Annotated in this window: 22 protein-coding genes; 11 read left to right on the top strand and 11 right to left on the bottom strand. The window is 75.4% G+C overall.

Going from position 1 to position 22,553, the window contains the following annotated elements; translation table 11 throughout:
- Positions 1–48 precede the first annotated feature (48 nt).
- From ACLWS4_RS11985 to ACLWS4_RS11995, 3 genes are all read left to right on the top strand, one after another.
- On the top strand, positions 49–582 hold the full coding sequence (locus ACLWS4_RS11985; protein ID WP_074003717.1) for a hypothetical protein: 534 nt from the start codon (positions 49–51) through the stop codon (positions 580–582).
- Positions 583–739: 157 nt separating this feature from the next.
- Positions 740–1,459, top strand: coding sequence for a response regulator (locus ACLWS4_RS11990; protein WP_074003716.1), 720 nt, complete (start codon positions 740–742; stop codon positions 1,457–1,459).
- Between the two features lie 164 nt (positions 1,460–1,623).
- Positions 1,624–2,070: a pyridoxamine 5'-phosphate oxidase family protein gene (locus ACLWS4_RS11995; RefSeq protein WP_416874073.1), complete on the top strand. Its 447-nt coding sequence runs from the start codon at positions 1,624–1,626 to the stop codon at positions 2,068–2,070.
- 6 nt (positions 2,071–2,076) lie between these two features.
- Here the strand turns inward: ACLWS4_RS11995 and ACLWS4_RS12000 are convergent, their stop codons facing one another.
- Both ACLWS4_RS12000 and ACLWS4_RS12005 read right to left on the bottom strand, forming a co-directional pair.
- Positions 2,077–2,658 (bottom strand): TetR/AcrR family transcriptional regulator, encoded by a 582-nt coding sequence (locus ACLWS4_RS12000; protein ID WP_416874074.1) that lies wholly within the window; start codon positions 2,656–2,658, stop codon positions 2,077–2,079.
- Positions 2,655–3,800: a saccharopine dehydrogenase gene (locus tag ACLWS4_RS12005; RefSeq protein ID WP_416874075.1), complete on the bottom strand. Its 1,146-nt coding sequence runs from the start codon at positions 3,798–3,800 to the stop codon at positions 2,655–2,657. The genes ACLWS4_RS12000 and ACLWS4_RS12005 overlap by 4 nt, the downstream gene beginning before the upstream one ends.
- Positions 3,801–3,838: 38 nt before the next feature.
- Here ACLWS4_RS12005 and ACLWS4_RS12010 point away from each other — a divergent pair, with 38 nt between their 5' ends.
- Positions 3,839–4,678, top strand: a complete 840-nt coding sequence (locus ACLWS4_RS12010) for an alpha/beta fold hydrolase (RefSeq protein WP_117486647.1) — start codon at positions 3,839–3,841, stop codon at positions 4,676–4,678.
- Positions 4,679–4,699: 21 nt separating this feature from the next.
- Here ACLWS4_RS12010 and ACLWS4_RS12015 read toward each other — a convergent pair whose 3' ends face one another.
- Complete coding sequence (locus tag ACLWS4_RS12015) at positions 4,700–6,397, bottom strand: GAF domain-containing protein (protein ID WP_074003842.1); 1,698 nt, start codon at positions 6,395–6,397, stop codon at positions 4,700–4,702.
- Between the two features lie 389 nt (positions 6,398–6,786).
- On the opposite strand from ACLWS4_RS12015, the gene ACLWS4_RS12020 reads away from it, so the two are divergent.
- Entirely contained in the window at positions 6,787–7,647 is an 861-nt protein-coding gene (locus tag ACLWS4_RS12020) for a universal stress protein (RefSeq protein ID WP_416874076.1), read from the top strand.
- Positions 7,648–7,857: 210 nt separating this feature from the next.
- Positions 7,858–8,868: an Acg family FMN-binding oxidoreductase gene (locus tag ACLWS4_RS12025; protein WP_416874077.1), complete on the top strand. Its 1,011-nt coding sequence runs from the start codon at positions 7,858–7,860 to the stop codon at positions 8,866–8,868.
- A 75-nt stretch (positions 8,869–8,943) separates the two neighbouring features.
- On the opposite strand, the gene ACLWS4_RS12030 is transcribed toward ACLWS4_RS12025, so the two are convergent.
- From ACLWS4_RS12030 to ACLWS4_RS12040, 3 genes are read right to left on the bottom strand one after another with little or no spacing between them, the layout of a single operon-like run.
- Positions 8,944–9,429 (bottom strand): copper chaperone PCu(A)C, encoded by a 486-nt coding sequence (locus ACLWS4_RS12030; RefSeq protein ID WP_049658911.1) that lies wholly within the window; start codon positions 9,427–9,429, stop codon positions 8,944–8,946.
- Complete coding sequence (locus ACLWS4_RS12035) at positions 9,426–11,705, bottom strand: heavy metal translocating P-type ATPase (RefSeq protein WP_416874078.1); 2,280 nt, start codon at positions 11,703–11,705, stop codon at positions 9,426–9,428. Before ACLWS4_RS12035 ends, ACLWS4_RS12030 begins: the two co-directional genes overlap by 4 nt.
- Positions 11,702–11,863, bottom strand: a complete 162-nt coding sequence (locus ACLWS4_RS12040; protein ID WP_158077736.1) for a hypothetical protein — start codon at positions 11,861–11,863, stop codon at positions 11,702–11,704. Before ACLWS4_RS12040 ends, ACLWS4_RS12035 begins: the two co-directional genes overlap by 4 nt.
- Positions 11,864–12,094: 231 nt before the next feature.
- On the opposite strand from ACLWS4_RS12040, the gene ACLWS4_RS12045 reads away from it, so the two are divergent.
- The gene (locus ACLWS4_RS12045) at positions 12,095–12,550 is read left to right on the top strand and encodes a hypothetical protein (RefSeq protein ID WP_074003709.1); all 456 of its coding nucleotides are present in this window, start codon (positions 12,095–12,097) and stop codon (positions 12,548–12,550) included.
- 13 nt (positions 12,551–12,563) lie between these two features.
- Here ACLWS4_RS12045 and ACLWS4_RS12050 read toward each other — a convergent pair whose 3' ends face one another.
- The gene (locus ACLWS4_RS12050; protein ID WP_074003708.1) at positions 12,564–12,965 is read right to left on the bottom strand and encodes an NTP pyrophosphohydrolase; all 402 of its coding nucleotides are present in this window, start codon (positions 12,963–12,965) and stop codon (positions 12,564–12,566) included.
- 142 nt (positions 12,966–13,107) lie between these two features.
- On the opposite strand from ACLWS4_RS12050, the gene ACLWS4_RS12055 reads away from it, so the two are divergent.
- Positions 13,108–13,887 (top strand): hypothetical protein, encoded by a 780-nt coding sequence (locus ACLWS4_RS12055; RefSeq protein WP_049659151.1) that lies wholly within the window; start codon positions 13,108–13,110, stop codon positions 13,885–13,887.
- Between the two features lie 31 nt (positions 13,888–13,918).
- Here the strand turns inward: ACLWS4_RS12055 and ACLWS4_RS12060 are convergent, their stop codons facing one another.
- From ACLWS4_RS12060 to ACLWS4_RS12070, 3 genes are read right to left on the bottom strand one after another with little or no spacing between them, the layout of a single operon-like run.
- Positions 13,919–14,332, bottom strand: a complete 414-nt coding sequence (locus tag ACLWS4_RS12060; protein ID WP_416874079.1) for a PPOX class F420-dependent oxidoreductase — start codon at positions 14,330–14,332, stop codon at positions 13,919–13,921.
- Between the two features lie 53 nt (positions 14,333–14,385).
- Positions 14,386–15,171 (bottom strand): DUF4239 domain-containing protein, encoded by a 786-nt coding sequence (locus tag ACLWS4_RS12065; RefSeq protein ID WP_074003706.1) that lies wholly within the window; start codon positions 15,169–15,171, stop codon positions 14,386–14,388.
- Positions 15,172–15,190: 19 nt separating this feature from the next.
- Positions 15,191–16,567 carry a D-alanyl-D-alanine carboxypeptidase family protein gene (locus ACLWS4_RS12070; RefSeq protein WP_416874080.1) on the bottom strand — a complete coding sequence of 459 codons (1,377 nt, stop codon included), beginning with the start codon at positions 16,565–16,567 and terminating at the stop codon, positions 15,191–15,193.
- A gap of 213 nt (positions 16,568–16,780) precedes the next feature.
- On the opposite strand from ACLWS4_RS12070, the gene ACLWS4_RS12075 reads away from it, so the two are divergent.
- Entirely contained in the window at positions 16,781–16,978 is a 198-nt protein-coding gene (locus ACLWS4_RS12075; protein WP_049660802.1) for a hypothetical protein, read from the top strand.
- Between the two features lie 36 nt (positions 16,979–17,014).
- On the opposite strand, the gene ACLWS4_RS12080 is transcribed toward ACLWS4_RS12075, so the two are convergent.
- On the bottom strand, positions 17,015–17,830 hold the full coding sequence (locus ACLWS4_RS12080) for a TetR/AcrR family transcriptional regulator (RefSeq protein WP_416874081.1): 816 nt from the start codon (positions 17,828–17,830) through the stop codon (positions 17,015–17,017).
- A gap of 81 nt (positions 17,831–17,911) precedes the next feature.
- Here ACLWS4_RS12080 and ACLWS4_RS12085 point away from each other — a divergent pair, with 81 nt between their 5' ends.
- Together ACLWS4_RS12085 and ACLWS4_RS12090 are read left to right on the top strand one after the other, a co-directional pair.
- The gene (locus ACLWS4_RS12085) at positions 17,912–18,763 is read left to right on the top strand and encodes a siderophore-interacting protein (RefSeq protein WP_416874082.1); all 852 of its coding nucleotides are present in this window, start codon (positions 17,912–17,914) and stop codon (positions 18,761–18,763) included.
- A gap of 334 nt (positions 18,764–19,097) precedes the next feature.
- Positions 19,098–22,532 carry a S8 family serine peptidase gene (locus ACLWS4_RS12090; protein WP_416874083.1) on the top strand — a complete coding sequence of 1,145 codons (3,435 nt, stop codon included), beginning with the start codon at positions 19,098–19,100 and terminating at the stop codon, positions 22,530–22,532.
- Positions 22,533–22,553 lie beyond the last annotated feature (21 nt).

Here is a 22,553-nt window from a genome sequence, read left to right on the forward strand (position 1 = left end):
CTCCGCTCCTCACCCTCCTCACCCCTTCGTGACCAGGAAGGCCGGGTCGTGAACCACACCGTTCTCGCCATCGGCACCGCCGCCCTCACCGCGAGCGGCTGTGTCTGGTACCTGCCCGCCATCGCCGACCTCCAGGCCGGCGCCGACCGGCCCCGCTCCACCCGTACGGCCGCCGCGGCCTGCGTGCTCTGGTGGGCCGGGCTCGCGCTCGCGGGCGGGCTGCTGCTCGTCCTGTCGGACTGGCGGCCCGCCGCCCAGATCGCGCTCGCCGGACTGGTGGGCGGCGCGGCGCTGCGGGTGCGGGCCCTGGTGGACCGCCGCCGGGAGGTACGGGAGACGGCGGTCCGCTGGGCCGCCCTGGACGCGGGGCCCGCCCCGCGCTCCAACCGGCCGCCGGCGCTGGCCCTGGCGGGCTGGTTGGTGGTCGGTGCGGCCGTCGCCTTGCTCGGAGCGGCGGCCATCCTGCTGTCCGGCGGCGGCGAGGTCGTGCCCCGGGTGGTGCTCGCGGCGGTCAGCGGCGCGGGCGTCGCGCTCGCCTTCCTGCTGATGGGGCTGGGGAACGTCCGGCGGCAGGGGCGCTGAGGGCGCCCGGCCGGCCCAGTCGAGGTCGGGGCCCGTACGGGTCCTGCGGCCCGGTCCGAATGGGGCCGTTGGGCCCTGGGCCCGCGGCCGGTCGCGGGGGGATGATGCCCTGGGCCCCGCTGGGAGTGTGCGGGGGTGACGAAGGTGGAGCCGCGTGATGGCGACCAAGACGGAGGGTGCCGAGGCCTCGGCACCGGTCCGGGTGTTCCTGCTGGACGACCACGAGGTGGTGCGCCGCGGGGTGCACGACCTGCTGGACGGCGAGCCGGACCTGGAGGTGGTCGGCGAGGCGGCGACGGCCGAGCAGGCGCTCGTCCGGGTGCCGGCCCTGCGGCCCGACGTGGCCGTGCTGGACGTCCGGCTGGGCGACGGCGACGGCGTCTCGGTCTGCCGTGAGCTGCGCTCGCGGATGCCCGGGCTGGCCTGCCTGATGCTGACCTCCTTCGACGACGAGGAGGCGCTGCTGGACGCCGTGATGGCGGGCGCCGCCGGGTACGTGCTCAAGCAGATCAGCGGGACCGACCTGGTCGCCGCCGTCCGCACCGTCGCCTCCGGGCGCTCGATGCTCGACCCCGGCGCCGCGACCCGGCTGCTGAACCGCCTGCGCAGCGACGCCGAGCCCGCCCAGCCGGTCACCACCGGACCGGGCCTGACCGTGCGCGAGCAGGAGGTCCTCGAACTCATCGGCGAGGGCCTGACCAACCGGCAGATCGGCGAGCGGCTCTACCTCGCCGAGAAGACCGTCAAGAACCACGTGTCGCGGCTGCTCGCCAAGCTCGGCGTCGAGCGCCGGGTGCAGGCCGCCCTGATCGCCACCGAGCTGCGCCAGGCCTCCGCCGCCCCGCAGCCCTCCGTGCTGCGCTCCGGCCGGTACTGACCCCGGGCCCTGCCCGGCGGGTCCTCCGGGTCCTGTCGGGCGGGGCCGTGGGCCGTGGGCCGTGGGGCCCGGGGCCGACGGCCCGCCGGGTGGGGCCCTCGCCGGGCCCCGCCGGGACCATCGGCCCTCGCGGCCCGGCCCGGGCCCGGGCGAGCATCGCTCGCATGAACCGCGACCACGTCCCGTCTCCCCGGCCTGTTCCGTCTCCCCGGCCCGTTCCGCACGACCGCCCCGTCCCGGCCGACCGTCCCGACCTTCCGGAACTGCGCGAACTCGACCGGAAGCGGTCGCTGGAGCTGCTGGCCCGGGCCGAGGTCGGCCGGGTGGTCTACACCGTCGACGCCCTCCCGGCCGTCCTGCCGGTGCCGTTCCGGCTGGCCCCCGGCGGCGTGCTGCTCTCGGCCCCGGCCGGCTCCGAACTGGCCCGGGCGGTGGACGGCGCCGTGATCGCCTTCGAGGCCGACGAGGTGGACGGCCGGGACGGCTCCGGCTGGTTCGTCACCGTCCTCGGCCGCGCCCAGGTCCGCCCGGCCACCAGGGCGGCCGACCCGGGCGGCACGGTCCGCATCCGCATCCGCCCGGAACTCGTCATCGGCCGCCGCCTGGCCTGAAAGGGCCTACGGGCCCAGCAACGCCCTGGCGGTGCGCAGGAGTTCGGCGTCCGCCGCCGCGTCCGCGGTGCCGGCCAGGCCGGAGCGGAAGAGCGAGGCGCCCTCGATCAGCATCACGAACACCCGGGCGCGGGACCGCCGTTCCTCCTCCGTCAGGGCCGGGCGGCGTTCGGCGAGGAAGCAGGCGACCAGCTCCTGGTAGCGGTCGTAGAAGGCCCGGACGGCGGCGGCCACCGAGGGGTCGCGGGCGGCCAGCGCCCACAGTTCGGCGAACAGGCGGACCAGGCGCATGTCCTGCTGCTCGGCGAGCAGTTCGCGGAGCAGGGCGTCCTCGTCGCGGCCCGGGTCGAGCAGCGGCGCGAGCCGTTCCACCGAGCGGGCGAGGACGCGCTCCAGCACGGCGGCCACCAGCTCGGCGTGGGTCGGGAAGTAGTGCTGGAGGTGCCCGAGGCGGACGCCCGCGGCGGCGGCCACCGCCCGCATGGACAGCTCGCCGCTGCCCGTCGTGACCAGCAACTCCTCCGCCGTGTCCAGCAGTTGCTCCCGCTTCTGAGCACCCTTGCCGCTCAGGCCCCGGACGCTGCTCATGCCGCCGCCTCCGTGCCGCGCGCTCCGTCCGCCGCGGTGACCGTGACGGTGACGCCGAGGGCCGCCAGGTCCTCCAGCACCCGCCCGGGGCGCGGGGTCTGCTCCGGGAAGGCCACCCCGGCGGGCGGCGGGGCGCCGTCCGTGCCGAGCGCCCGGCGCAGCGCCAGCAGGGCGCCGACGGCGGTGAGTCTGGCCTGACCGGCCCGGTCCTCGACGGTGGCGGTGAGGGTGCGTCCGCCGGAGGTGACGTCGGTGCGCAGCAGGGCGGTGCCGCCCTCGCCGGGGGAGTAGAGCAGCGCGCGCCGGGCCGGCTCCCAGCGGTCGCCGCGGCCCCAGCGGAAGAAGCCGGCGTGCCGGGCCGCGAGCAGGGCGGTGGTGGAGGAGCGCGAGCTGAAGCCGATCCGGGTGGCGGCGGTGGTGGTGCCCAGGGTGAGCGGGAGGGTGAACTGCTCGGGGGTGTCGATCCCGGCGACCAGCGTCGGGGCGTCGCCGATCCGGACGGTCCGCGGGCGGCTGAGCGGCACGACGGAGCGGCGTCGGCCGTCCTGCATCACCTCGTAGTCGAGCCCCAGGCGGTCCATGAACTCGACCGAGTCGGCGCCGGCCCGGTCCGCGAGGTCCCAGCGGATGGCGGTCTCGATCCGCTCGGCCCCGCCCAGCCGGTCCGCCAGGGCGGCGGCGACCAGGCTGGTCACCCCGCCCATCCAGGCCGAGGAGAGCAGCACCGGGGCGGTCGGGCGCAGCAGGGCGGCGAGCGTGGCGGCCCGCTGGAGCCGGGCGGTCCAGCGGGTGACGTCCACGTACGGGACGCCCGCGCGGACGGCGGCCCGCAGCACCCGGTCGTCCGGGTCGTTGACCACCCCGACCACCGCCCGTACGGCGGCGGTGAACGGCTCGGGGCCGGCGAGGTCCCAGCGGCGGGCGGTGGCGTCGTCCAGTTCGGCGGCGAGGGTGCCGCCGCGCTGCTCGGAGCGGCCGGTGAGCAGCAGCGGCCAGGCGGGGGAGGCGAGCCGGGCGAGTTCGGTGCCGACGGTGCCGTAGCCGCCGACCAGCAGGACGGGGCCGTCGGGGTTGTGACGGAGGCGGTCGGAGGGGAAGGTGGGGTGCACGGGGATGCCGCCGGAAACGGGTTCGGTGCTCATGGAGACAAATATAGGTCACACGACCTAAAATTGTCGTCATGACTGAATCCACTGTTACCGGTTCCACCGATGACCTGTGCTTCTTCGACAGCGGCCACGGCCGCCTCGCCTACCTCGACGCCGGTACGGGCGAGCCGCTGGTGCTGCTGCACGGCGGCCTGCTGGACCACCGGAGCTGGGCGGACCAGCTCCCCGCCCTGCTGCCCGCGTACCGGGTGATCGCGTTGGACACCCGCGGCCACGGCGCCTCCGACAACGCGAGCCGGCCGTTCCGGCCCGCCGACGACCTGGCGGACCTGCTGCGCCACCTCGGCCTCGGCCCGCTGACGGTGATCGGGCTGTCCATGGGCGGGACGATCGCCCTCGACCTGGCGCTCGAACACCCGGAGCTGGTCCGCGCGTTGGTGATCAGCGGCAACGGCACCAGCGAGTCCGAGTTCACCGACCCGTGGCTCGGCGAACTCGCCGCCGACCAGACCGCGGCCCTCGCCGAGGGCGACGGCGAGGGCTGGATCGACTCCTTCACCCGGCTCGCCTCCGGGCCGCACCGCCGCCTGGACGAGGTCGACCCGGAGGTGGTGCGCAGGCTCAAGGAGATGACCCGGAACACCATTTCCAAGCACACCCCCGACGACCCCCAGTACCTGGTGCCGGTCACCGACACCTGGAAGCGGCTGACCGGGATCACCGTCCCGCTGCTGGCGATCAACGGCGGCATCGACTCCGCGGACCACGTCAACCTGGCCGAACGGGTCGTCCGCACCGTCGTCGACGGCCGCGCGGTGACCGTCGAGGGCACCGGGCACTACCCGAACATGGAGCGGCCGGCGGAGTTCAACGCCCACCTGCTCGCCTTCCTGGGCGCCCTGCGGGGCTGACCGCCCCGCGGGGAGCAGACCTCAGGACCCGACCGGGGCCTCCCACGCCAGCCGGGTGCCGCCGCCCTCGGCCGGGTCGACGGTGAACGAGCCGCCGACCCGGTCGGCGCGCTCGGCCAGGTTGCGCAGCCCGCTGCGCCGCCCGCCCTCGGGCACGCCGACGCCGTCGTCCGTCACGGTCAGCGCCACCCGCCCGGCCAGCGCGCGCAGCGTCACCTCGACCCGGGACGCCCCGGCGTGCCGGGCGGCGTTGCTGAGCGCCTCGGCGAGGACCGCGACCACGTGCCCGGCCAGCTCCTGCGGCACGTCGGTGTCCAGCAGGCCCTCCATGCTCAGCCGGGGCGCGAAGCCGAGCGGCCCCTGGGCCTCGGTGACCACCCGGGTGGCCCGGGCGCGCAGGCCGCGGTCCGGCTCGCTGTGGGCGCGCAGGCCGAAGATGGTCGAGCGGATGATCTTGATGGTCTCGTCCAGGTCGGCGACCGCCCGGGCCACCCGGTCCGCCGCGGCCTGGCTCTCGATCAGCCGGCCCGCGCTCTGCAGCGTCATCCCGGTCGCGAACAGCCGCTGGATCGCCAGGTCGTGCAGGTCCCGGGCGATCCGGTCACGGTCCTCCAGCAGGTTCAACTGCTCGGCGTCCCGACGCCGTTCGGCCAGCTCCAGGGCCAGCGCGGCCTGGTCGGCGAAGCCCAGCAGCGGGCCCGTCTCCTCCGGCCCGAAAGCCGGCTGCCCCTGCGCCCGGGCCAGCAGCAGCACGCCCCGCCCGTACCCGGCACCGGTGCCCAGCGGCACCGCCACCGCCGCGCCCAGCCCGTCGAAGCGGCCCGCCGGACCGGCCGGGAAACGGGTGTCGGAGGCCAGCTCGTCACTGGTGGCCGGCGAACCGGAGGCGTACGCGGCGCCGGACAGCGTGCCGTCCACCGGCACCGTCACGCCCAGCCGCGCGGAGGGATCGGCGCCGAGCGCGACCTCCACCGTCAGCTCCTCGGCCCGCTCCTCCGGGCCGGCCAGCGCCACCGAGACGTCCGCCAGCTCGGCGCCGGAGATCTCCCGGGCCCGGCGGGCGATCAGCTCGACCACCTCCAGCCGCGGCGCCCCCGACAGCAGGCTGCGGGTGATCTCGGTGCTCGCCCGCAGCCAGCGCTGGCGCAGCTGCGCCTCCTCGTACAGCCGGGCGTTGTCGATCGCCACCCCGGCCGCGACCGCCAGGGTCGAGATCACCGCCTCGTCGTCCTCGTCGAAGTCCAGCCCGCCGCGCTTGTCGGTCAGGTAGAGGTTGCCGAACACCTCGCCGTGCACCCGCACCGGCACCCCCAGGAAGGTGTGCATCGGCGGGTGGTTCGCCGGGAAGCCGGCCGAGGCCGGGTGGTCGGACAGCACCGGGCAGCGCAGCGGCCGCGGCTCGCGGATCAGCTCGCCCAGGATGCCCCGGCCCGACGGCGGCGGGCCGATCTCGGCGATCTCCTCCTCGCTCAGGCCCACCGTCAGGAACTGCGACAGGGTGTGCCCGTCCGGCCCGATCACCCCGAGCGCCCCGTACCGGGCGTCCACCAGGTCGGCGGCGGCCTCCACGATCCGGTGCAGCGCCTGCGCCAGGTCCAGCTCACGCCCGACCGCCAGCACCGCCTCCAACAGGCTGTGCACCCGGTTCTGCGTGCCGCGCGCCGCGTCGATCCGCCACTGGAGCTCCTCCAGCAGCTCGTCCAGGCGCAGCCGTGGCATCCGCGCGCCGCCACCCGCCGCGCCGCCGTCCGCTCCGCCCACCGCTGTCCTCCTCGTCGTCCTGCCCTGACCAGCCCGTCCACCGTCCGGACGCACCCCGCCCACCGTCCGGACGGCCCCCGCCGCCCGACCCGACTCGGGTGCCGTCCGACCAGCGGGATTGCCGTGTTCAAGGTAGTGCCCCGGTGTCGGTGGCCGGGACGGCGGGGTCGGCCGTAGGCTCCGTCGGGCGGGCCTTTCGTCCCGTCGCGGAGGGTCCTGCGGCCTCTGCCGCCGGGCCGTGTGCGGGTGTCAGGGTGGGGGAGGAGCGGACGGGGCGTCAGAGCGCACCGCGGCCCGCACCGAACCGCCGAGCGTCGACAGCGTGTCGACAGTGTGGAGGAAGAGACATGACGTCAACCGTGCTGGCCGGGGTCGACGGGTCGCCGCAGAGCACCGCGGCCGTTCACTGGGCCGCCGCCGAGGCGGTGCGCCGGGGCGCCTCGCTGCGCCTGGTGCACGCCTGGCCGTGGCTGACCGACGGGGTGTCCTCCTTCGCGGAGTCGGACGACCTGCCCGAGGCCGTCCGCCGCACCCTGGCCGAGGCCGCCGAGGACGTCCGCGGCCTGTACCCGGACCTGACCGTGGAGACCGACGCCGTCCTGGACGCGCCGGTGGACGGTCTGCTGGCCGCCGCCGCGGAGGCGGAGCTGCTGGTGCTCGGCTCGCGCGGCCGCGGCGGCTTCACCGGGCTGCTGCTGGGCTCGGTCAGCATCTCGGTGGCCGGGCGCAGCACCGTGCCGCTGGTCGTGGTGCGCGAGGCCGGAACGGCGGGCGAGAGCGGCAAGGGCGAGGTGGTGGTCGGCGTGGACGCCCACACCCCGGAGCCGGAGGTGCTCGACTTCGCCTTCCGCGCGGCGGCCCTGCGCGGCGCCCGGGTCCGGGCGGTGCACGGCTGGGACCTGCCGCCGGTGTTCGGCTACGCGGGCGGCGCCGTCCCGGCCGCCGAGCTCGGCCAGCTGGAGGCGTTGGAGGCCGAGCTGCTCTCGCTCGCCCTGGCCGGACCGCGCGAGCGGTACCCGGACGTCGAGGTGGTCGAGGACGTGCAGCTCGGGGCCGCCCGCGCCCTGGTCGAGGCCTCCGCGGGCGCCGCCCTGGTGGTGGTCGGCCGGGGCCGCCGCCCGATCGAGTTCGGCCCCCGGCTCGGCCGGGTCGCGCACGCCGTCCTGCACCACGCCGAGGCTCCCGTCGCGGTCGTCCCGCACGGGTGACGGACGCCCGTCCGGTGGATCCGCCCCCGTCCCGATCCACCGGACGGGCCTGTGCCCGCCAAGGCCCCCCGCCCGGCCGTCGTGAGGACGGGCCCAAGGGCCCTGTCGTCCGCGCGGCCGGGCGCGCACGCTCGGAAGCAGCGGGACCTCCGGGCCCGCCCTGACCCCGCGGTTGATGCCGAAGCCCAGCGGCTGAAGGAGTGGATCGCCATGACGCTCGACCCGGCTCTCACCCAGATGCTCAGCGCGGCCGACCTGCGCCTGCTCGCCGCCGCCGGCGGCGCGGCGCCGTCGCTGCACAACAGCCAGCCCTGGCGCTTCGTGCCGACGCCGGACGGGCGCGGGCTCGCCGTGTACGCCGACACCGGTCGCTCCGTACCGCTGGCCGACCCGGCCGGCGCGGCCGTGCACATCGCGGTCGGCGCGGCCGTGTTCAACCTGCGGGTGGCGGCCGGGCGGCTGGACCGGGAACCGCTGGTCCGGCTGCTGCCGGACGTCGCCGAGCCCGGGCTGCTCGCCGTGCTCGACCTCTCCCGCCCGGCCGTCGCGGAGGCGCCCTTCGGTCGCGACCTCTACCCCGCCATCGCCGCCCGGCACTCCAGCCGCGAGCCCTTCACCCAGCGCGACGTGCCCGAGGCGGTGATCGGCGAGTTGATGGCCGCCGCCCGGGAGGAGGGCGTCACCCTGGCCGCGCTGGAGGAGGAGGGCGTACGGCGGGTGCAGGAGCTCACCGCCGACGCCGAGCGCCGCAACGCCGCCGACCCGGCCAGGGCCGCCGAGTCCCGCGCCTGGCTGCGGCCCGACGACGGCACCGCCGAGGACGGCATCCCGCGGTCGGCGCTCGGCCCGCAGGACCACGACGCCCGGGTGCCGATGCGCGAGTTCGGCGGCCGCCCGCCGGAGGCCCCCGAGCAGCCGCCCTCGCAGCGCTTCGAGGCGCTGCCCCAGCTGTGCACCCTCACCACCCGCGGCGACGGCCCGCCGGACTGGCTGCGCACCGGGCAGGCGCTGGAGCGGGTCTGGCTGCTGGCCACGCTGCACGGCGTCCGGCTCACGGTCTGGCACCAGGCGATCGAGTGGCCGGACACCCGCTGGGCGCTGCGCGACCCGGCCGCCGGGCCGGGCCACGTCCAACTGGTCCTGCGGGCCGGGTACGGCCCGCCCGGGGCGGCCACCCCGCGCCGGGCGGTCGAGGAGACGCTCGGGGAGCGGCCTTCCTGAGCCGATGAGGTCAGGGCGTGTCCCGCGGATCCTTCCGGTCCGCGGGACACGCCCTGACGTTTTCAGCGCGCCCGTTCAGCGCGGCCGTTCGGCCGCCGGCAGCACCTGGGCGGCGAGCCGCAGCGGCGGGCTGTGCCGGAAGGTGAGGGTGAACTCCACCCACTGGCCGGCCCGCAGCGGCGGCGGGTCGGCGATCATCAGGTCCGCGTCCTCCGGGGTCATCCGCAGCTCGCCGCGGCCCGGCACCGGCAGCGCCGGGGCCGGCTCCCAGCGGCCCGCCGCGCCCTGGTGCAGGTGCCGCTTCAGGGTGATCCGGCCGCCGAACTCCCAGCTGGCACCGGTCAGTTCGTCCGGTATGTCGCCCGGGTTGCGGATCGTGAAGAAGGCCGCCGTGGCGGAGGCCGCGCCGGCCGTCGGCAGCAGCACCCAGCCCGGTCCGGCCTCCACCGGGCGGTCGCGGCCGGCCCCGCCGAACGCCGTCCAGCCGGTGAGCAGGACCAGGGCCAGCGCCGCCGCGCCGACCGGCGGGCCGACCGCCCCGAGACGCTTCCAGGCCTTCACCGTCGTCCTCCCCTGCGCTGTCCCTGTCCCTGTCCCTGTCCCTGGCCCTGGCCCCTGCGCTGTCCCCGCCCCGGTTCCCAGGTGCGCAGCCGCAGGCTGTTGCCCACCACGAGCAGCGAGCTGAGCGACATGGCGACCGCCGCCAGCATCGGGTTGAGCAGTCCGACCGCCGCCAGCGGGATCAGCACCAGGTTGTAGCCGAAGGCCCAGAGCAGGTTGGCCCGGATGGTCGCCAGGGTCTGCCGGGCCAGCCGTACGGCGTCCACCACCGCCTCGATGTCGCCGCGCACCAGGGTCAGCCCGGCCGCGCCGATCGCGGCGTCGCTGCCGGAGGCCAGCGCCACCCCGAGGTCCGCCGAGGCCAGTGCCACGGCGTCGTTGACGCCGTCGCCGACCACCGCGACCGTCCGTCCGGCGGCGCGCAGTTCGGCCACCACCTCGGCCTTGCGCTCGGGGGAGGCCGAGGAGTGCACCCGCTCGATGCCCAGCTCGGCGGCCACCGCCCGGGCGGCGCCGGGGCCGTCCCCGGTCAGCAGTACGGTCTCCAGGCCCAGTCCGCGCAGCCGGTGCAGGGCCCGCCAGCTCCCCGAGCGCACCGTGTCGCCGACCGCCAGGACGGCCGCCGGCCGCTCGTCCAGCTCGACCACGACGGCCGTGCGGCCCGCCTCCCCGGCCTGCGCCACCGCCTCGGCCAGGGCCGGCGGCAGCGCGGCGTCGTCCGGCCGCCCGACCCGGACGGCCCGGCCCTCGACCGTCCCGGACACCCCGAGCCCGGTGGCGGCCGCGAAGCCGGTCACGGCCGGCAGCGGCCCGCAGCGCTCGCGGGCCGCCGCCGCGACGGCCCGGCCGATCGGGTGTTCGGAGCGGTGCTCGACCGCGCCGGCCAGCCGCAGGGCCTCGTCCTGCGTGGGACCGTCCGCGGTGGTGACGGCGGCCAGTTCCATCCGGCCGGTGGTCAGCGTCCCGGTCTTGTCCATCACCACCGTGTCCACCCGGCGCAGGCTCTCCAGCACCTCCGGGCCGCGCACCAGCACGCCCAGCTCCGCGCCCCGCCCGGTCGCCGCCAGCAGCGCCGTCGGCGTGGCCAGCCCGAGCGCGCACGGGCAGGCCACCACCAGCACCGCGACCGCCGCCGTCACCGCCGCCTGCGGGGCCGCGCCCGCGCCCAGCCAGAAGCCCAGCACGCTCGCCGCGACCGCCAGCACACAGGGCACGAACACCCCGGCCACCGCGTCCGCCAGCCGCTGCGCCCGCGCCTTGCCGGCCTGGGCCTCCGCCACCAGCGCGGTGATCCGGGCCAGTTGGGTGTCCGCGCCGACCGCCGTGGCCCGCACCACCAGGGCGCCGCCCACGTTCACCGTCGCGCCCGCCACCCGGTCCCCGGGGCCGACCTCGACCGGCACGCTCTCCCCGGTCAGCAGGCTCAGGTCGAGTGCCGAACCCCCGTCGACCACCACCCCGTCGGTGGCCACCCGTTCGCCCGGCCGCACCACGAACTCCTGCCCGGGCAGCAGCAGTTCGATCGGCACCAGGCGCTCCTCGCCGTCCGCCCCCCGCAGGCACACCTGCTTGGCGCCCAGCTCGGCCAGCGACCGCAGCGCGGACCCGCTGCGCCGCCGCACCCGGCCCTCCAGCAGCCGCCCGGCCAGCACGAACAGCGGTACGCCGACCGCCGCCTCCAGGTACACGTGCGCGGTGCCGCCGCCGTCGGCGGTCAGCGAGAAGGGCATCCGCATGTCCGGATCGCCCGCCCCGCCGAGGAACAGCGCGTACGCGGACCAGCCGAAGGAGGCCACCACACCCAGGCTGACCAGGGTGTCCATGGTCGCCGCCGCGTGCCGCAGCCCCCGCAGGGCGCGGAGGTGGAACCCGGCCGACCCCCAGGTCACCACCGGGACGGCGAGCGCGAAGCAGACCCACTGCCAGGCGGTGAACTGCGCCGACGGCACCATCGACAGCACCAGCACCGGGACGGCCAGCAGGGCGGTGACCAGCAGCCGCCACCGCTCGTCCGGCTCCTCCGCCGCCACCCCGACCGGCGCCCCGGCGGGCAGCGGCTCGGCGGTGTAGCCCGCCCGCTCGACCGCCGCCACCAGCTCCGCGACCGGCACCCCGGCCGGGTGCAGCACCCGGGCCCGTCCGGTCGCCAGGTTCACCCCGGCCGTCACCCCGTCGATCCGGGCCAGCCGCTTCTCCACCCGGCCCACGCACGCCGCGCAGGTCATCCCGCCGACCGCCAGATCGGTGGCGACCACGGGCTCGGCGACGGCGCTCACCGCATCCCGCCCATGCCGTGCCCGTCCATCCCGGGCGACGCGCCGCCCCCGCTACCGGGCCGCAACCCGGGCGCGACCGGGCCGACCTGGCGCCCCACCCCGTAGGCCACCACGAACACCACCACCAGCAGCAGGACGAACCCCGCCAGCACACTCAACGGCCGGACTCCCGGCGACTTCGCACTCACCCCCCAGCAGTCGGACGGGCGACGCGGTTGGTTCCCGTACGTTCCGGAACCGGTTCCCGTACGTTCCCGAACCGGCGGTGCCAGGCCGCTCCGCCGGGCGGCGCCCCGGCGGGTGTCCCTTGTCAGTGGGGCGTCGTAGGTTTGCTCCGCACGCCGAACACCGGGCGTGCGGACCGAGGAACACCGAAGGGGGAACCAGCGATGAAGCGTACGGGGAAGCACGGCTTCGCGGCGGTGGCCGGGGCGGTGGGGGCGGTGCTCGCCCTCGCCGGGACGGCGGTGGCGCAGCCGGCCGGGAGCGGGGCCGAGGCGCCCGCCGCGGTTCCCGGCCAGCCGGGGACGGGCGAGATCCTGCCGCACCCGGGGCCGGAGGGGCTGATCTGGATACCGGACTGGATCGGCGACGGCGGCGCCGTGACGGCCTCGGTGAACCCGTCGCAGCCGTTCACGTTCACGCTCGGCTGCCGGGGCGGCGGCTCGGTGGACGTGCACATCGGCGGCGCGGCGCCGGTCGACTTCACGGTCCAGTGCCCGGTCGACTCCACCGGCGTCGGTTCGGTGGAGGTCCCCGCCCGCCCGGGCCGGGACCTGCTGTTCACCGCGCACACCTCGGACCCGTCGATCCACTGGGGCATGTACGCCACCCAGGCCGACTAGACATATCGCACGGCTACGGCCGAACGCTGCGCGGCCCGATGGCGGTGGCACCCGACACGCCGACCCGGGCCCGCAGTTCGCGGTCGGCGGTGGCGACCAGGCAGGTGCGGGCGGGGTTCCGGGCCTTCTCGGCCCGGACCAGCTCCACGATCCGGTCGTCGCCGCTGCCGCTCGCCGCCACCACCCGTACTCCGGGCACGCCGTCCACCCCCCGGGCCGCGCCCTCGACGACCAGCACCACCTCCAACGGGCCGGGGTGCTCCGGCACGCCCCGCTCGGCGACGGCCACCAGCGCGTCCCGCAGCCGCTCGGCGGCGCCCCGCCGGTCGCGCCACCAGCCGTCCGGCACCGATCCGACCACGTTCGCGCCGTCCACCACCAGCAGCGGGAGCGGCCCGGCCTCGTTCTCGTCCATGGCCGCCAGCCTGCCACGCCGCCAGGCCGGGTTCCGCGGTGGCCGGTCGGAGCCGCGCCGCTCGGCCGAACCGGCGACGCGGGCGGCATGTCCGGTGCCGCCTGAGCGCCGGCCCCGGGCGGCTCGGGTAGGCAACGGGCCCATGGACACACGCATCGACGAGATCGCCGAACGCATCTACCGGATCTCGACCTTCGTCCCGGAGATCGCCCCGCCCGCCGGGTTCACCTTCAACCAGTTCCTGGTCGACGCCGAGGAGCCGCTGATCTTCCACACCGGGATGCGCTCGCTGTTCCCGGCGGTGTCCGAGGCGGTCGGCCGGGTGCTGCCGGTGGAGCGGCTGCGGTGGGTGACCTTCGGCCACGTCGAGGCGGACGAGTGCGGGGCGATGAACGAGTTCCTCGCCGCGGCCCCGCACGCGCGGGTCGCGCACAACACGCTCGGCTGCCTGGTCTCGCTGAACGACCTGGCCGACCGCCCGCCGGTGCCGATGGACGACGGCGAGGTGCTGGACCTCGGCGGGCGCCAGGTGCGCCGCCGGGTGCGCAACATCAACACCGCGCACGTGCCGCACGGCTGGGAGGCGCGGGTGCTGTTCGAGGAGCAGACCCGCACCCTGTTCTGCGGCGACCTGTTCACCCACCTCGGCAACGGGCCCGCCGTCACCGACGCCGACCTGGTCGAATCGGCCCTGGAATCCGAGGGGCTGTTCCGCCAGACCTCCTGCCTGACGGCCGCCGCGACCGCGCTGCGCTCCCTCGCCGAGCTGCGCCCGCGCACCCTGGCGGTGATGCACGGCTCGTCCTTCCACGGCGACGGCGCGGCCGCGCTGAACGCCCTGGCGGACGGGCTGGAGGAGCGGTTCGGGCCGGAGTCGGGGTTCGTCGGGCTGCCCAGCGCACTGGCGGGCCCGCACCCGTAGCCCGGTCCGTCAGCGCCCGGCCCGTCGGCGCTCAGTCCGTCAGCGTGATCCGGATGCCGACGGTGCCGCTCTCGCCGCGCCGCAGCCGGCTGCCGAGCAGGGTGAGCACGCCGAGCAGGCCGTACTTCTGGCGCAGCAGGGTGCGGTAGGCGGCGGTGCGCTCGGGGCCGAGGAGCTCGGCGGTGGCGGGGTACTGCTCGCCGGTCGGGCGGCCCTTGACGTCGCACGGGCCGACCAGCACGTCGGCGCGGTTGCGGATCCGCTTGACCTTCCAGGAGTCCGCGACGGTCCAGACCCCGAGCGCCTCCCCGTCGCGCACCACCCACACCGGGGTCGGCACGGCGGTGCCGTCCTTCCTGTACGTGGTGACGAGCAGGTAGCTCCCGGAGGAGAGCTGGACGATCCGGGCGAGCCGGTCCGCGGCGGAGGGGTCGGGCGTGGTCATGGCCGGAAGTCTAGAGGGCCCCGGGCACCATCCCGGGCAGCGGAGACGGGCGGTCACCAGAACTGCGCCAGCGCGCTCTCCTTGAAGGGCGTCGGGCTCACGCTGAGGTCCCCGGCGAAGGGCCGGTCCAGTACCAGGACCAGCAGCAGGCTGAACCCGATCAGCGCGGCCACCGAGCCGACGAACAGCAGCCGCACCTTCGGGCTGCGCAGCCCGTACAGCAGGGTCAGCGCGAGGATCACCAGCGCGCCGCCCACGATCAGCACCTGGAGCAGGACCGGCAGTTCGTTGCGGCTCTCGTTGATCCGGTCCCGGCGCTGCCCGACCGCGTCGTTGAGGCTGCCCAACGCCTCGGTGTAGAAGGCCTGTTCGGACTGGGACTGGGGCTCGTACTCGCGCAGCACCTGGTACATCCGGTCCACCTTGGTGGCCGTCACTGTGAAGTCGCCGCGGCCGGCCCTCATCAGCGGCCACTGCTGCTCGACCACGGCGTGCACGTAGTCGTGGATCGAGGCGTTCACGGCGGTCTGGACGTCGGGCGGGAAGGCCTTGGCGTCGCGGGCGATCTGGGAGATCGACGTCGCCTCGGTGGAGACCACCTTCTGGGTGTCCTGGAGCTCGGTCCACAGGTTGACGATGACGAAGGCGAGGATGATGCCGTAGATCGCCCCGAACATGCCGAGCACCACGCCGACCATGTCGTTGTTCTCGCCACCGGTGAGGGCGGGGAAGCGGCGGGTGGTGAGGAGGCTGCAGGCCACGGCCAGGACGACGAAGCCGCCGACGACCAGGAACGTGAGCTCGGTGGTGGAGAAGTGGTTCAGCAGCCAGAGTTCCACGGCCGTCCGTCCTCGCCGGTCAGTCGGGTGTGGTCCCGCGGGGCCCGCGGGTGGTACGGGGAGGCCCGCCGGTACGGGTGGTGCGGAGCAGGGTGCGGGCGCGGCGGGTGAGGCGGTGCCGGCCGTGGCCGCCGACGCCGGTGGCGCCGGTGGCGCCGCCGACGGCGGTCGCCCCGCCCCCGTCGTACGCCGCGGCGGACGCGGCGGACGCGGTGCGGCGGCGGGCGGTGACGCGGGCGGTGGCCCAGGCGGCGAGGGCGGTGGCGAGGACGGCGGCGGTCCAGACGGCGGGGGCGAGGCCCGAGCCGGAGCCGCTGGTCAGCGGGGGACGGGACCAGGGCGGCAACTGCTCGCCGGCCTCGGCCCCGCCGGCGGCGGCGGACGGCCCGGCGGGGGCGGGGGCGGCGGTGTCGTCGACCAGCTTGCCGACCGGCTGGACCTTCCCGGCGGCCGCGAAGCCCCAGTCGAGCAGGCTGGCGGCCTCGTCGTAGACCCTGCCCTGCGCGTCCGGGTGCATCACCGTCACCAGCAGGGTGCGGCCGTCGCGTTCGGCGGCGCCGGTGAAAGTGGCGCCCGCGTTGGTGGTGTAGCCGTTCTTGACGCCGATCAGGCCGGGGTACTTGCCGAGCAGCCGGTCGGTGTTGGCGATGTCGAAGCTGGTGCGCTGGCCGGTGAGCTTGTCCAGTCCGCCGGGGAAGCGCGCGGTGCGGGTGGCGCAGTAGGAGCGGAAGTCGGCGTTGCGCAGCCCGGCCCGGGCGAAGAGCGTGAGGTCGTAGGCGGAGGAGACCTGGCCGTCCATGTCGTAGCCGTCCGGGGAGACGACCTTGGTGTCGCGGGCCTGGAGCGCCCGGGCGCGCTCCTGCATCTCGGTGACGGTCTGCTGGAGGCCGCCGTTCATGTGGGCGAGGACGTGGACGGCGTCGTTGCCGGAGCTGAGGAAGACGCCCCGCCAGAGGTCCTCGACCCGGTACGGCAGGTTCTCCTTGACGCCGACCAGGCTGCTGCCGGCGCCGAGGCTGGCGAGCTCGGTCGTGGTGACCTTGTGCTCGGTGGTGCGGTCGAACTTGGGCAGCACGGTGTCCGCGAACAGCATCTTGAGGGTGCTGGCCGGGGGCAGCGGCAGGTGGGCGTCGCGGGCGGCGAGCACCTCGCCGGTGGCCGCGTCGGCGACCAGCCAGGAGCGGCCGGTCAGGTCGGAGGGCAGCGCGGGCGCCCCGGCCAGCGGCGCGACCTGGACGGCCGGGCGGCCGAGCCGCTCCCCGCCGACGGCGGGGACGGAGTCCTGGGCGAGGGAGGCCGGGGCGGTGACGACGAGGACCAGGACGGCGCAGGCGGCGGCTCCGGCCGCGGTCACGGCGGCGGAGGGCGACTTCAGGGGTGTGCGGGTGGGGAACACACGGCGAACGTACCCGCGCCGCCGCCGGGCCGCCGGGCCTGCTGCTCCGTCCGGAGCCGGGCTGAGCCGTCCGGAGCCGTCCGGAGTCGGGCCGGGTGGTGAGGCACTGTGAGGAGCCGGGTCGGAGCCGCGCGGAAGGGACGACTTTGGTGGCGTCGGCCCGCACCGAAAGTCGGATGTCCGGCGGAGGGCCGGATTCCTAGGCTCGGGAGCATGAAGACCCTGCTCGGCTACCTCGGCTCCGTGTTGATCGTCGGCGGCGCCTCCGGCCTGCTGTCCACCTGGATCGAGGGCTTCCGGCTGTTCGGCTTCGTCCGGGTCCTGGTGCCGGCCGGCCACGAGATCGCCGGGTACTCCACCCTGGTGGTGCTGGGTGTCCTGCTGGCGCTCCCCGCCGCCCGGCACGGTTAGCGGATGCGCGGCACGGCTGGAACGCGCCCGGCACGGTCAGCGCACGCCCTGATCGTCTGAGGGCGCCCCCGCCGCGATGCCGTCGAGCAGGACGGCGAGCCCGGTACGGAAGGCCTCCCGGTGTCCGTCTTCGGGGGCGCCGCCGCCGGTGCTCTGCAGGGCGACGAGCAGGGGGAAGCGCTCCGCGAAGTCCGGTGCCAGCTCGGCGAGTCGGGCGGAGCGGGTGGCCCACCAGTCCTCGTCGGCGATCCCGGTGGCGGCGGCCGCGCCGCGCGCGTCGGCGGTGGTGGCGGCCAGGCCGCGGACGAACTGCCAGAGCGCGGCGACCGCCCCGCGCAGCCGCGCCGGCGCCAGGCCGGCCGGCCGCAGTGCGCGCAACAGCGCCTCCATCGCGGCGAGTTCGGCGGGGCCGAGGACCGGCCGGGCCTGTGAGACCTGGAGCACCCAGGGGTGGCGCAGGTAGCAGGCGTACAGGGCCTCGGCCCAGGCGGTGACGGCTTCCCGCCAGGTGTCGGCCACCGGGAGTCCGCCGGGGAATTCGGCGGGAACTCCCGAGGGGGGTTCGGTGGCGAGTTCGGCGAGCGCCCGGTCGTGCATCAGGTCGAGCAGTTCGGCCTTGCCGGGCACATAGGTGTAGAGCGCCATCGCGGTGCGGCCGAGCCGTTCGCCCACGGCGCGCATCGACAGCGCGGCCATGCCCTCGGCGTCGGCCACCGCGATTCCGGCGGACACGATCGCGTCGACGCTCAGGCCCGGCTTGGGGCCGCTGCGCCCGGCGCGCGGCTCCTCGGGCGCGCCCCAGAGCAGGGCGAGCGCGCGGTGGGCGTCGCCCTGCCCGGCGTAGACGGTCATCCGACATCTCCTTATGGCGTAAAGTATCGCTCCGACGGCAACTCTTTATGCCGTAAGGTTACCAATCGAAGGGGTTTCGCGATGACATTGCCCGTCACCTTCGTCGAGGTCGTCGAGGTCAGCCGGATCACACCGCGCACCGCCCGGATCACCTTCGCCGCCGAGGAACTCCCCGACGCCGTCGGGACCGCCCCGGACCAGCAGCTGAAGCTCTGCTTCCCGCGCCCCGGGCAGCGCGAGCCGGTGCTGCCCGTCCGGCAGGACGACCCGATGGGCTGGTACCAGGCCTACCTGGCGATCCCGGAGGCCGAGCGCCCGCTGCTGCGCAGCTTCACCCTGCGCGGCCGGCGGCCCGGCACCCGGCTGGTCGAGATCGACTTCGTGCTGCACGGGGACTCCGGCCCGGCCGCCGCCTGGGCGGAGCGGGCCGCGCCGGGGGACCGGCTCGGGATGGTCGGCCCCTCCGCGCTGTACGCCCCGCAGGTCCCCTTCGTCGAGGCCGCCACGGAGGCCGACTGGGTGCTGCTGGCCGGCGACGAGACCGCGCTGCCGGCGCTCGCGACGCTGCTCGGGGTGCTGCCCGAGGGGGTGCGGGCGTACGTGTGGATCGAGGTCGCAGACCAGGCGGAACGCCAGGAGCTGGAGAGCCGCGCCGAGCTGGAGGTGGAGTGGCTGTACCGCGACGGCGCGGCCCCGGGCACCGTGCTGACCGAGGCGTTCCGGGACGGCGTGCTGCCGGGGGGTGAGCCCTTCGTCTGGCTGGCCGGGGAGGCGGGGGCGGTCCGGGAGGTCCGCCGGCTCCTGATCGAGGAGCAGGGGGTGCCGAAGGAGGACATCGACTTCACCGGCTACTGGCGCCACCGGTTGACCCAGGACGACGCGCCCACCGCCGAGGACCTGGCGGACGCTCAGGAGCGACTGGCCGGCACCTGAGACCGGGCCGGGCGTCCCGCCGCGGGACGCCCGGGCGTCGCGGCGGCCGTTTCGCCGGGCGGCGGCGTGGGAAGGGAGTCCGCCGGGGCTCTCCCGTGCCGGCCGTCCGGATCCGGTAAGGGCCGATCGGCTGAAAGATGCGGATTCGACCCGATTTCCTCTCCGAATTTTACTGATTGATGGTCAACTTTACTTTCTGATGGGGATTTACCCCCTTGTCGTGATCCTCTCAGGTGCGTTGGAATGCGTCAGCTGTCCATCTGACGAGAGGATTTATATGATCGGCTGGCGGAAAACCCAGCTAGCGGCCGCCGTCACGGTGACCGCCGCGTCCATGGTCCTGAGCCTCGGGACCATCGCGACCGCGGCCCCGGCCCCCGAACCGCAGAACGCCCAGGCGGCGTCCACGGACGGGTCCCCGGTGCCGGTGATCGTCATCATGAAGGACCAGATCGCGGACGCCCCGGCCGACCACGGCCACCTCGGCGCCCGGCAGCAGAAGACCGCCGACGCACAGGCGCCGCTGCTGAACAAGGTCAAGGCCGGCGGCGGCACCGATATCAAGAGCTTCGTGGTCGGCAACGCCTTCTCGGCCACGGTCAGCCCCGCCCTGCGGGCCCAGCTCCAGGCCGACCCGGCCGTCTCCTCCGTGGTGGCGGACGCCCAGGTCCAGGTCGCCCCGCCGGCCGCCGCCAAGGCGAAGGCGGCCAAGGACACCGCCGCCGCCAAGGCGCCCAAGGCCGACGCCGCTCCGCAGGCCGTTTCGGGCAGTAACGGCCAGGGGGCGGAGGAGAACGCGACCAACACGGTCTGCCCCGCCGACCCGGCCAAGCCGCTGCTGGAGCCCGAGGGCCTCTACTCGACCCGGGCCGTCACCGGCAACGGCAAGCCCGGCGTGGAGGACCTCGCCACCGGCAAGGGCGTCAAGGTCGCCTACATCGCGGACGGCCTCGACCCGAACAACCCGGACTTCATCCGGGCCGACGGCTCGCACGCCGTGGTCGACTACCAGGACTTCGCGGGCGACGGCTGGGACGCGCCGACCGGCGCGGCCGAGGCCTTCGGCGACGCCTCGGCGGTCATCGCCCAGGGCCGCCAGGTCTACGACGTCTCCAAGTTCGTCAACTCCTCGCACCCGCTGCCGGCCGGCTGCAACATCCGCATCCGCGGCCTCGCCCCGGACGCCGACCTGGTCGCGCTGAAGGCCGGCGGCGAGATGATGTCCAACTCGTCGATCCTCCAGTCGATCGACTACGCGGTGCGGGTCGCCCACGTGGACGTGCTGAACGAGTCCTTCGGCGGCAACGTCACCCCGGACAGCGGCGCGCACGACACCATCTCGCTCTTCAACGAGCAGGCCGTCAAGGCCGGTGTCACCGTCGCGGTCTCCACCGGTGACGCCGGCCTCAGCGGCACGATCGGCACCCCGGCCACCGACCCGTCCGTGATCGCGGTCGGCGCTTCGACGGACAACCAGAACTACCAGCAGACCGGTTACGCGGCCTCCCAGTTCTCCAACAAGACCTGGAGCAACAGCCGCATCTCCGCGCTCTCCTCGGGCGGCTTCACCCAGGCCGGCCGGACCGTCGACCTGGTCGCGCCGGGCGAGTCGGACTGGGCGCTGTGCACGCCCGACACCAGCAAGTACACGGACTGCACGGGCTACAACGGGCAGCCCTCGCCGATCCAGCCGTTCGGCGGCACCAGCCAGTCGGCCCCGTTCGTCACCGGTGCCGCGGCCCTGGTCATCCAGGCCTACCGCGACACCCACGGCGGCGACTCGCCCGCCCCGGCGCTGGTGAAGAAGTTCCTCACCGGCACCGCCACCGACCTCGGCGTGCCGGCCGAGGAGCAGGGCGCCGGCCTGCTGAACGTCCGCGCCGCCGTCGAGGCCGCCCGCGGCTACGACGACGGGGACGGCACCGACGGTGCGAAGACCGTCGTGGTCAACACCGGCCAGGTCGACATCGCCGGCGCCCCCGGCTCGACCCACACCGCCGACGTGTCCGTCACCAACACCAGTGACAGCACCCAGACGGTGAGCGCCACGACCCGCAGCTTCGCGCCGCAGTCGAGCAACCGGCAGACCGTGCAGCTGGACCCGTCCTCGAAGGACACCTTCAAGTACGCGACCAACGGCGCGGACTGGGTGCAGAAGCAGGTCAAGTTCACCGTCCCGGCCGGCGCCGACCGCCTCGCGGCCTCGATCGCCTGGCAGGGCGCGCCCAACCCGGTCACCAACGGGCCGGTGGTCCGGATGACGCTGCTCGACCCCTCGGGCCGCTTCGAGACCAACACCCGTCCGCAGGGCGGCGCCACCCCGGCGAACTTCGGCCTGGTGGACGTCCCGCACCCGGTGGCCGGCGAGTGGACCGCCGTCCTCTACACCCCGGCCGGCCAGGCCGGCTACAACGGCGCCGTCGAGCTCGGCACCGCCACCCAGCGCGCGGTGCCGGCCGGCGCCGTGAGCCCCGGCACCACCGACCTGAAGCCGGGCCAGACCAAGACCCTCAAGGTCCAGCTCACCATCCCGGCCACCAGCGGCGACTCCAGCGAGGCCGTCCTGGTCTCCGGCTCCAACGGCAACACCACCAGCGTCCCGGTCGTGCTGCGCAGCCTCGTCCCGGTCAGCCAGGGCAAGGGCACCTTCACCGGCACCATCACCGGTGGCAACGGCCGCAGCGCCTCGCCGACGCAGAGCTTCTCGTACGCCTTCGACGTCCCGAAGGGCCAGAAGGACCTGCGGGTCGGCCTGACCGTCGGCAAGGACTCGAAGCTGCTCATGCAGGGCGCGCTGATCAGCCCGAACGGCACCCCGGTCGACATCGAGGGCAACGGGCAGTTCGACGCCCAGGGCAACCTGGCGGGCACCGGCAACGGCGTCTCGGCCACCGCCGTCAACCCGGCCGCCGGCCGCTGGCGGTTCGTCCTGAACGTGCTCGGCCCGGTCAGCGGCCAGGAGCTCGCCCAGGACTTCACCGGCACCATCGCGTTCAACCAGAACCAGGCCACCGCGGCCGGTCTGCCGAACGACGCCCGCACCAGGCTGGCGGCCGGCAAGCCGGTCACCGTCCAGGTGAACTACACCAACAACACCGTCGCGACCCAGCGGATCGCGGCCGACGGCCGGCTGGACCGCCGGGTGGACGTGCCGCTGGTGCCGCAGGGCACCTCGGCGACCGTCACCCTGCCGCTGAGCCTCAGCTCCGCGGTGCCGTCCTTCCTGGTGCCGCCGGGCACCGACCGGCTCAAGGCCGTGGCGGCGTCCTCGACGCCGGCGCAGATCGAGCTGAGCGCCACCACGGGCTCGCCGGACCTGTTCGGCGACCTGAAGAAGGCCCAGGACGGCTCCACCGTCTCGGTCGTCACCGACAACGGCACCGCCGAGCAGCCGGTCGTCCCCGGCACCTGGAGCACCTTCGTCCAGCAGATCGGCCCGTTCGGCACCGGCGGCGCGCCGGCCGGCACCTCCACCATCACGGCCACCGCGCACACCCAGGCCTTCGACCCGGCGCTGACCTCCAGCACCGGTGACCCGTACGCCGCCTCGGTGAACGCCTCGGCCGCGGCCGCCACCCCGGTGACCGTCGCCCCCGGCGCCACCGGCACGCTCCAGGTGACGCTGACCCCGACCGGCCCGAAGGGCAGCACCGTCAAGGGCGTGCTGTACCTGGTGTCCGGCCCGACCGGCGTGGCCACCGCCAACAACGCCCTGAACACCACCGGTTCGGTGCTCGCGGCGATCCCGTACAGCTACACCGTGAACTGACGCCACGTCAGTCGACGTCAG

Source organism: Kitasatospora sp. SC0581, assembly GCF_048159585.1.
Classification (GTDB): domain Bacteria; phylum Actinomycetota; class Actinomycetes; order Streptomycetales; family Streptomycetaceae; genus Kitasatospora.

Coding starts and splice junctions, on each gene's coding strand:
- ACLWS4_RS12020 (WP_416874076.1), top strand. CDS start 6,787: ATGACGTCAACCGTGCTGGCCGGGGTCGACGGGTCGCCGCAGAGCACC.
- ACLWS4_RS12025 (WP_416874077.1), top strand. CDS start 7,858: ATGACGCTCGACCCGGCTCTCACCCAGATGCTCAGCGCGGCCGACCTG.
- ACLWS4_RS12060 (WP_416874079.1), bottom strand. CDS start 14,332: ATGACCACGCCCGACCCCTCCGCCGCGGACCGGCTCGCCCGGATCGTC.
- ACLWS4_RS12050 (WP_074003708.1), bottom strand. CDS start 12,965: ATGGACGAGAACGAGGCCGGGCCGCTCCCGCTGCTGGTGGTGGACGGC.
- ACLWS4_RS12090 (WP_416874083.1), top strand. CDS start 19,098: ATGGTCCTGAGCCTCGGGACCATCGCGACCGCGGCCCCGGCCCCCGAA.
- ACLWS4_RS12010 (WP_117486647.1), top strand. CDS start 3,839: ATGACTGAATCCACTGTTACCGGTTCCACCGATGACCTGTGCTTCTTC.
- ACLWS4_RS12045 (WP_074003709.1), top strand. CDS start 12,095: ATGAAGCGTACGGGGAAGCACGGCTTCGCGGCGGTGGCCGGGGCGGTG.
- ACLWS4_RS12055 (WP_049659151.1), top strand. CDS start 13,108: ATGGACACACGCATCGACGAGATCGCCGAACGCATCTACCGGATCTCG.
- ACLWS4_RS12080 (WP_416874081.1), bottom strand. CDS start 17,830: ATGACCGTCTACGCCGGGCAGGGCGACGCCCACCGCGCGCTCGCCCTG.
- ACLWS4_RS12085 (WP_416874082.1), top strand. CDS start 17,912: ATGACATTGCCCGTCACCTTCGTCGAGGTCGTCGAGGTCAGCCGGATC.
- ACLWS4_RS12000 (WP_416874074.1), bottom strand. CDS start 2,658: ATGAGCAGCGTCCGGGGCCTGAGCGGCAAGGGTGCTCAGAAGCGGGAG.
- ACLWS4_RS12015 (WP_074003842.1), bottom strand. CDS start 6,397: ATGCCACGGCTGCGCCTGGACGAGCTGCTGGAGGAGCTCCAGTGGCGG.
- ACLWS4_RS12005 (WP_416874075.1), bottom strand. CDS start 3,800: ATGAGCACCGAACCCGTTTCCGGCGGCATCCCCGTGCACCCCACCTTC.
- ACLWS4_RS11990 (WP_074003716.1), top strand. CDS start 740: ATGGCGACCAAGACGGAGGGTGCCGAGGCCTCGGCACCGGTCCGGGTG.
- ACLWS4_RS11995 (WP_416874073.1), top strand. CDS start 1,624: ATGAACCGCGACCACGTCCCGTCTCCCCGGCCTGTTCCGTCTCCCCGG.
- ACLWS4_RS12075 (WP_049660802.1), top strand. CDS start 16,781: ATGAAGACCCTGCTCGGCTACCTCGGCTCCGTGTTGATCGTCGGCGGC.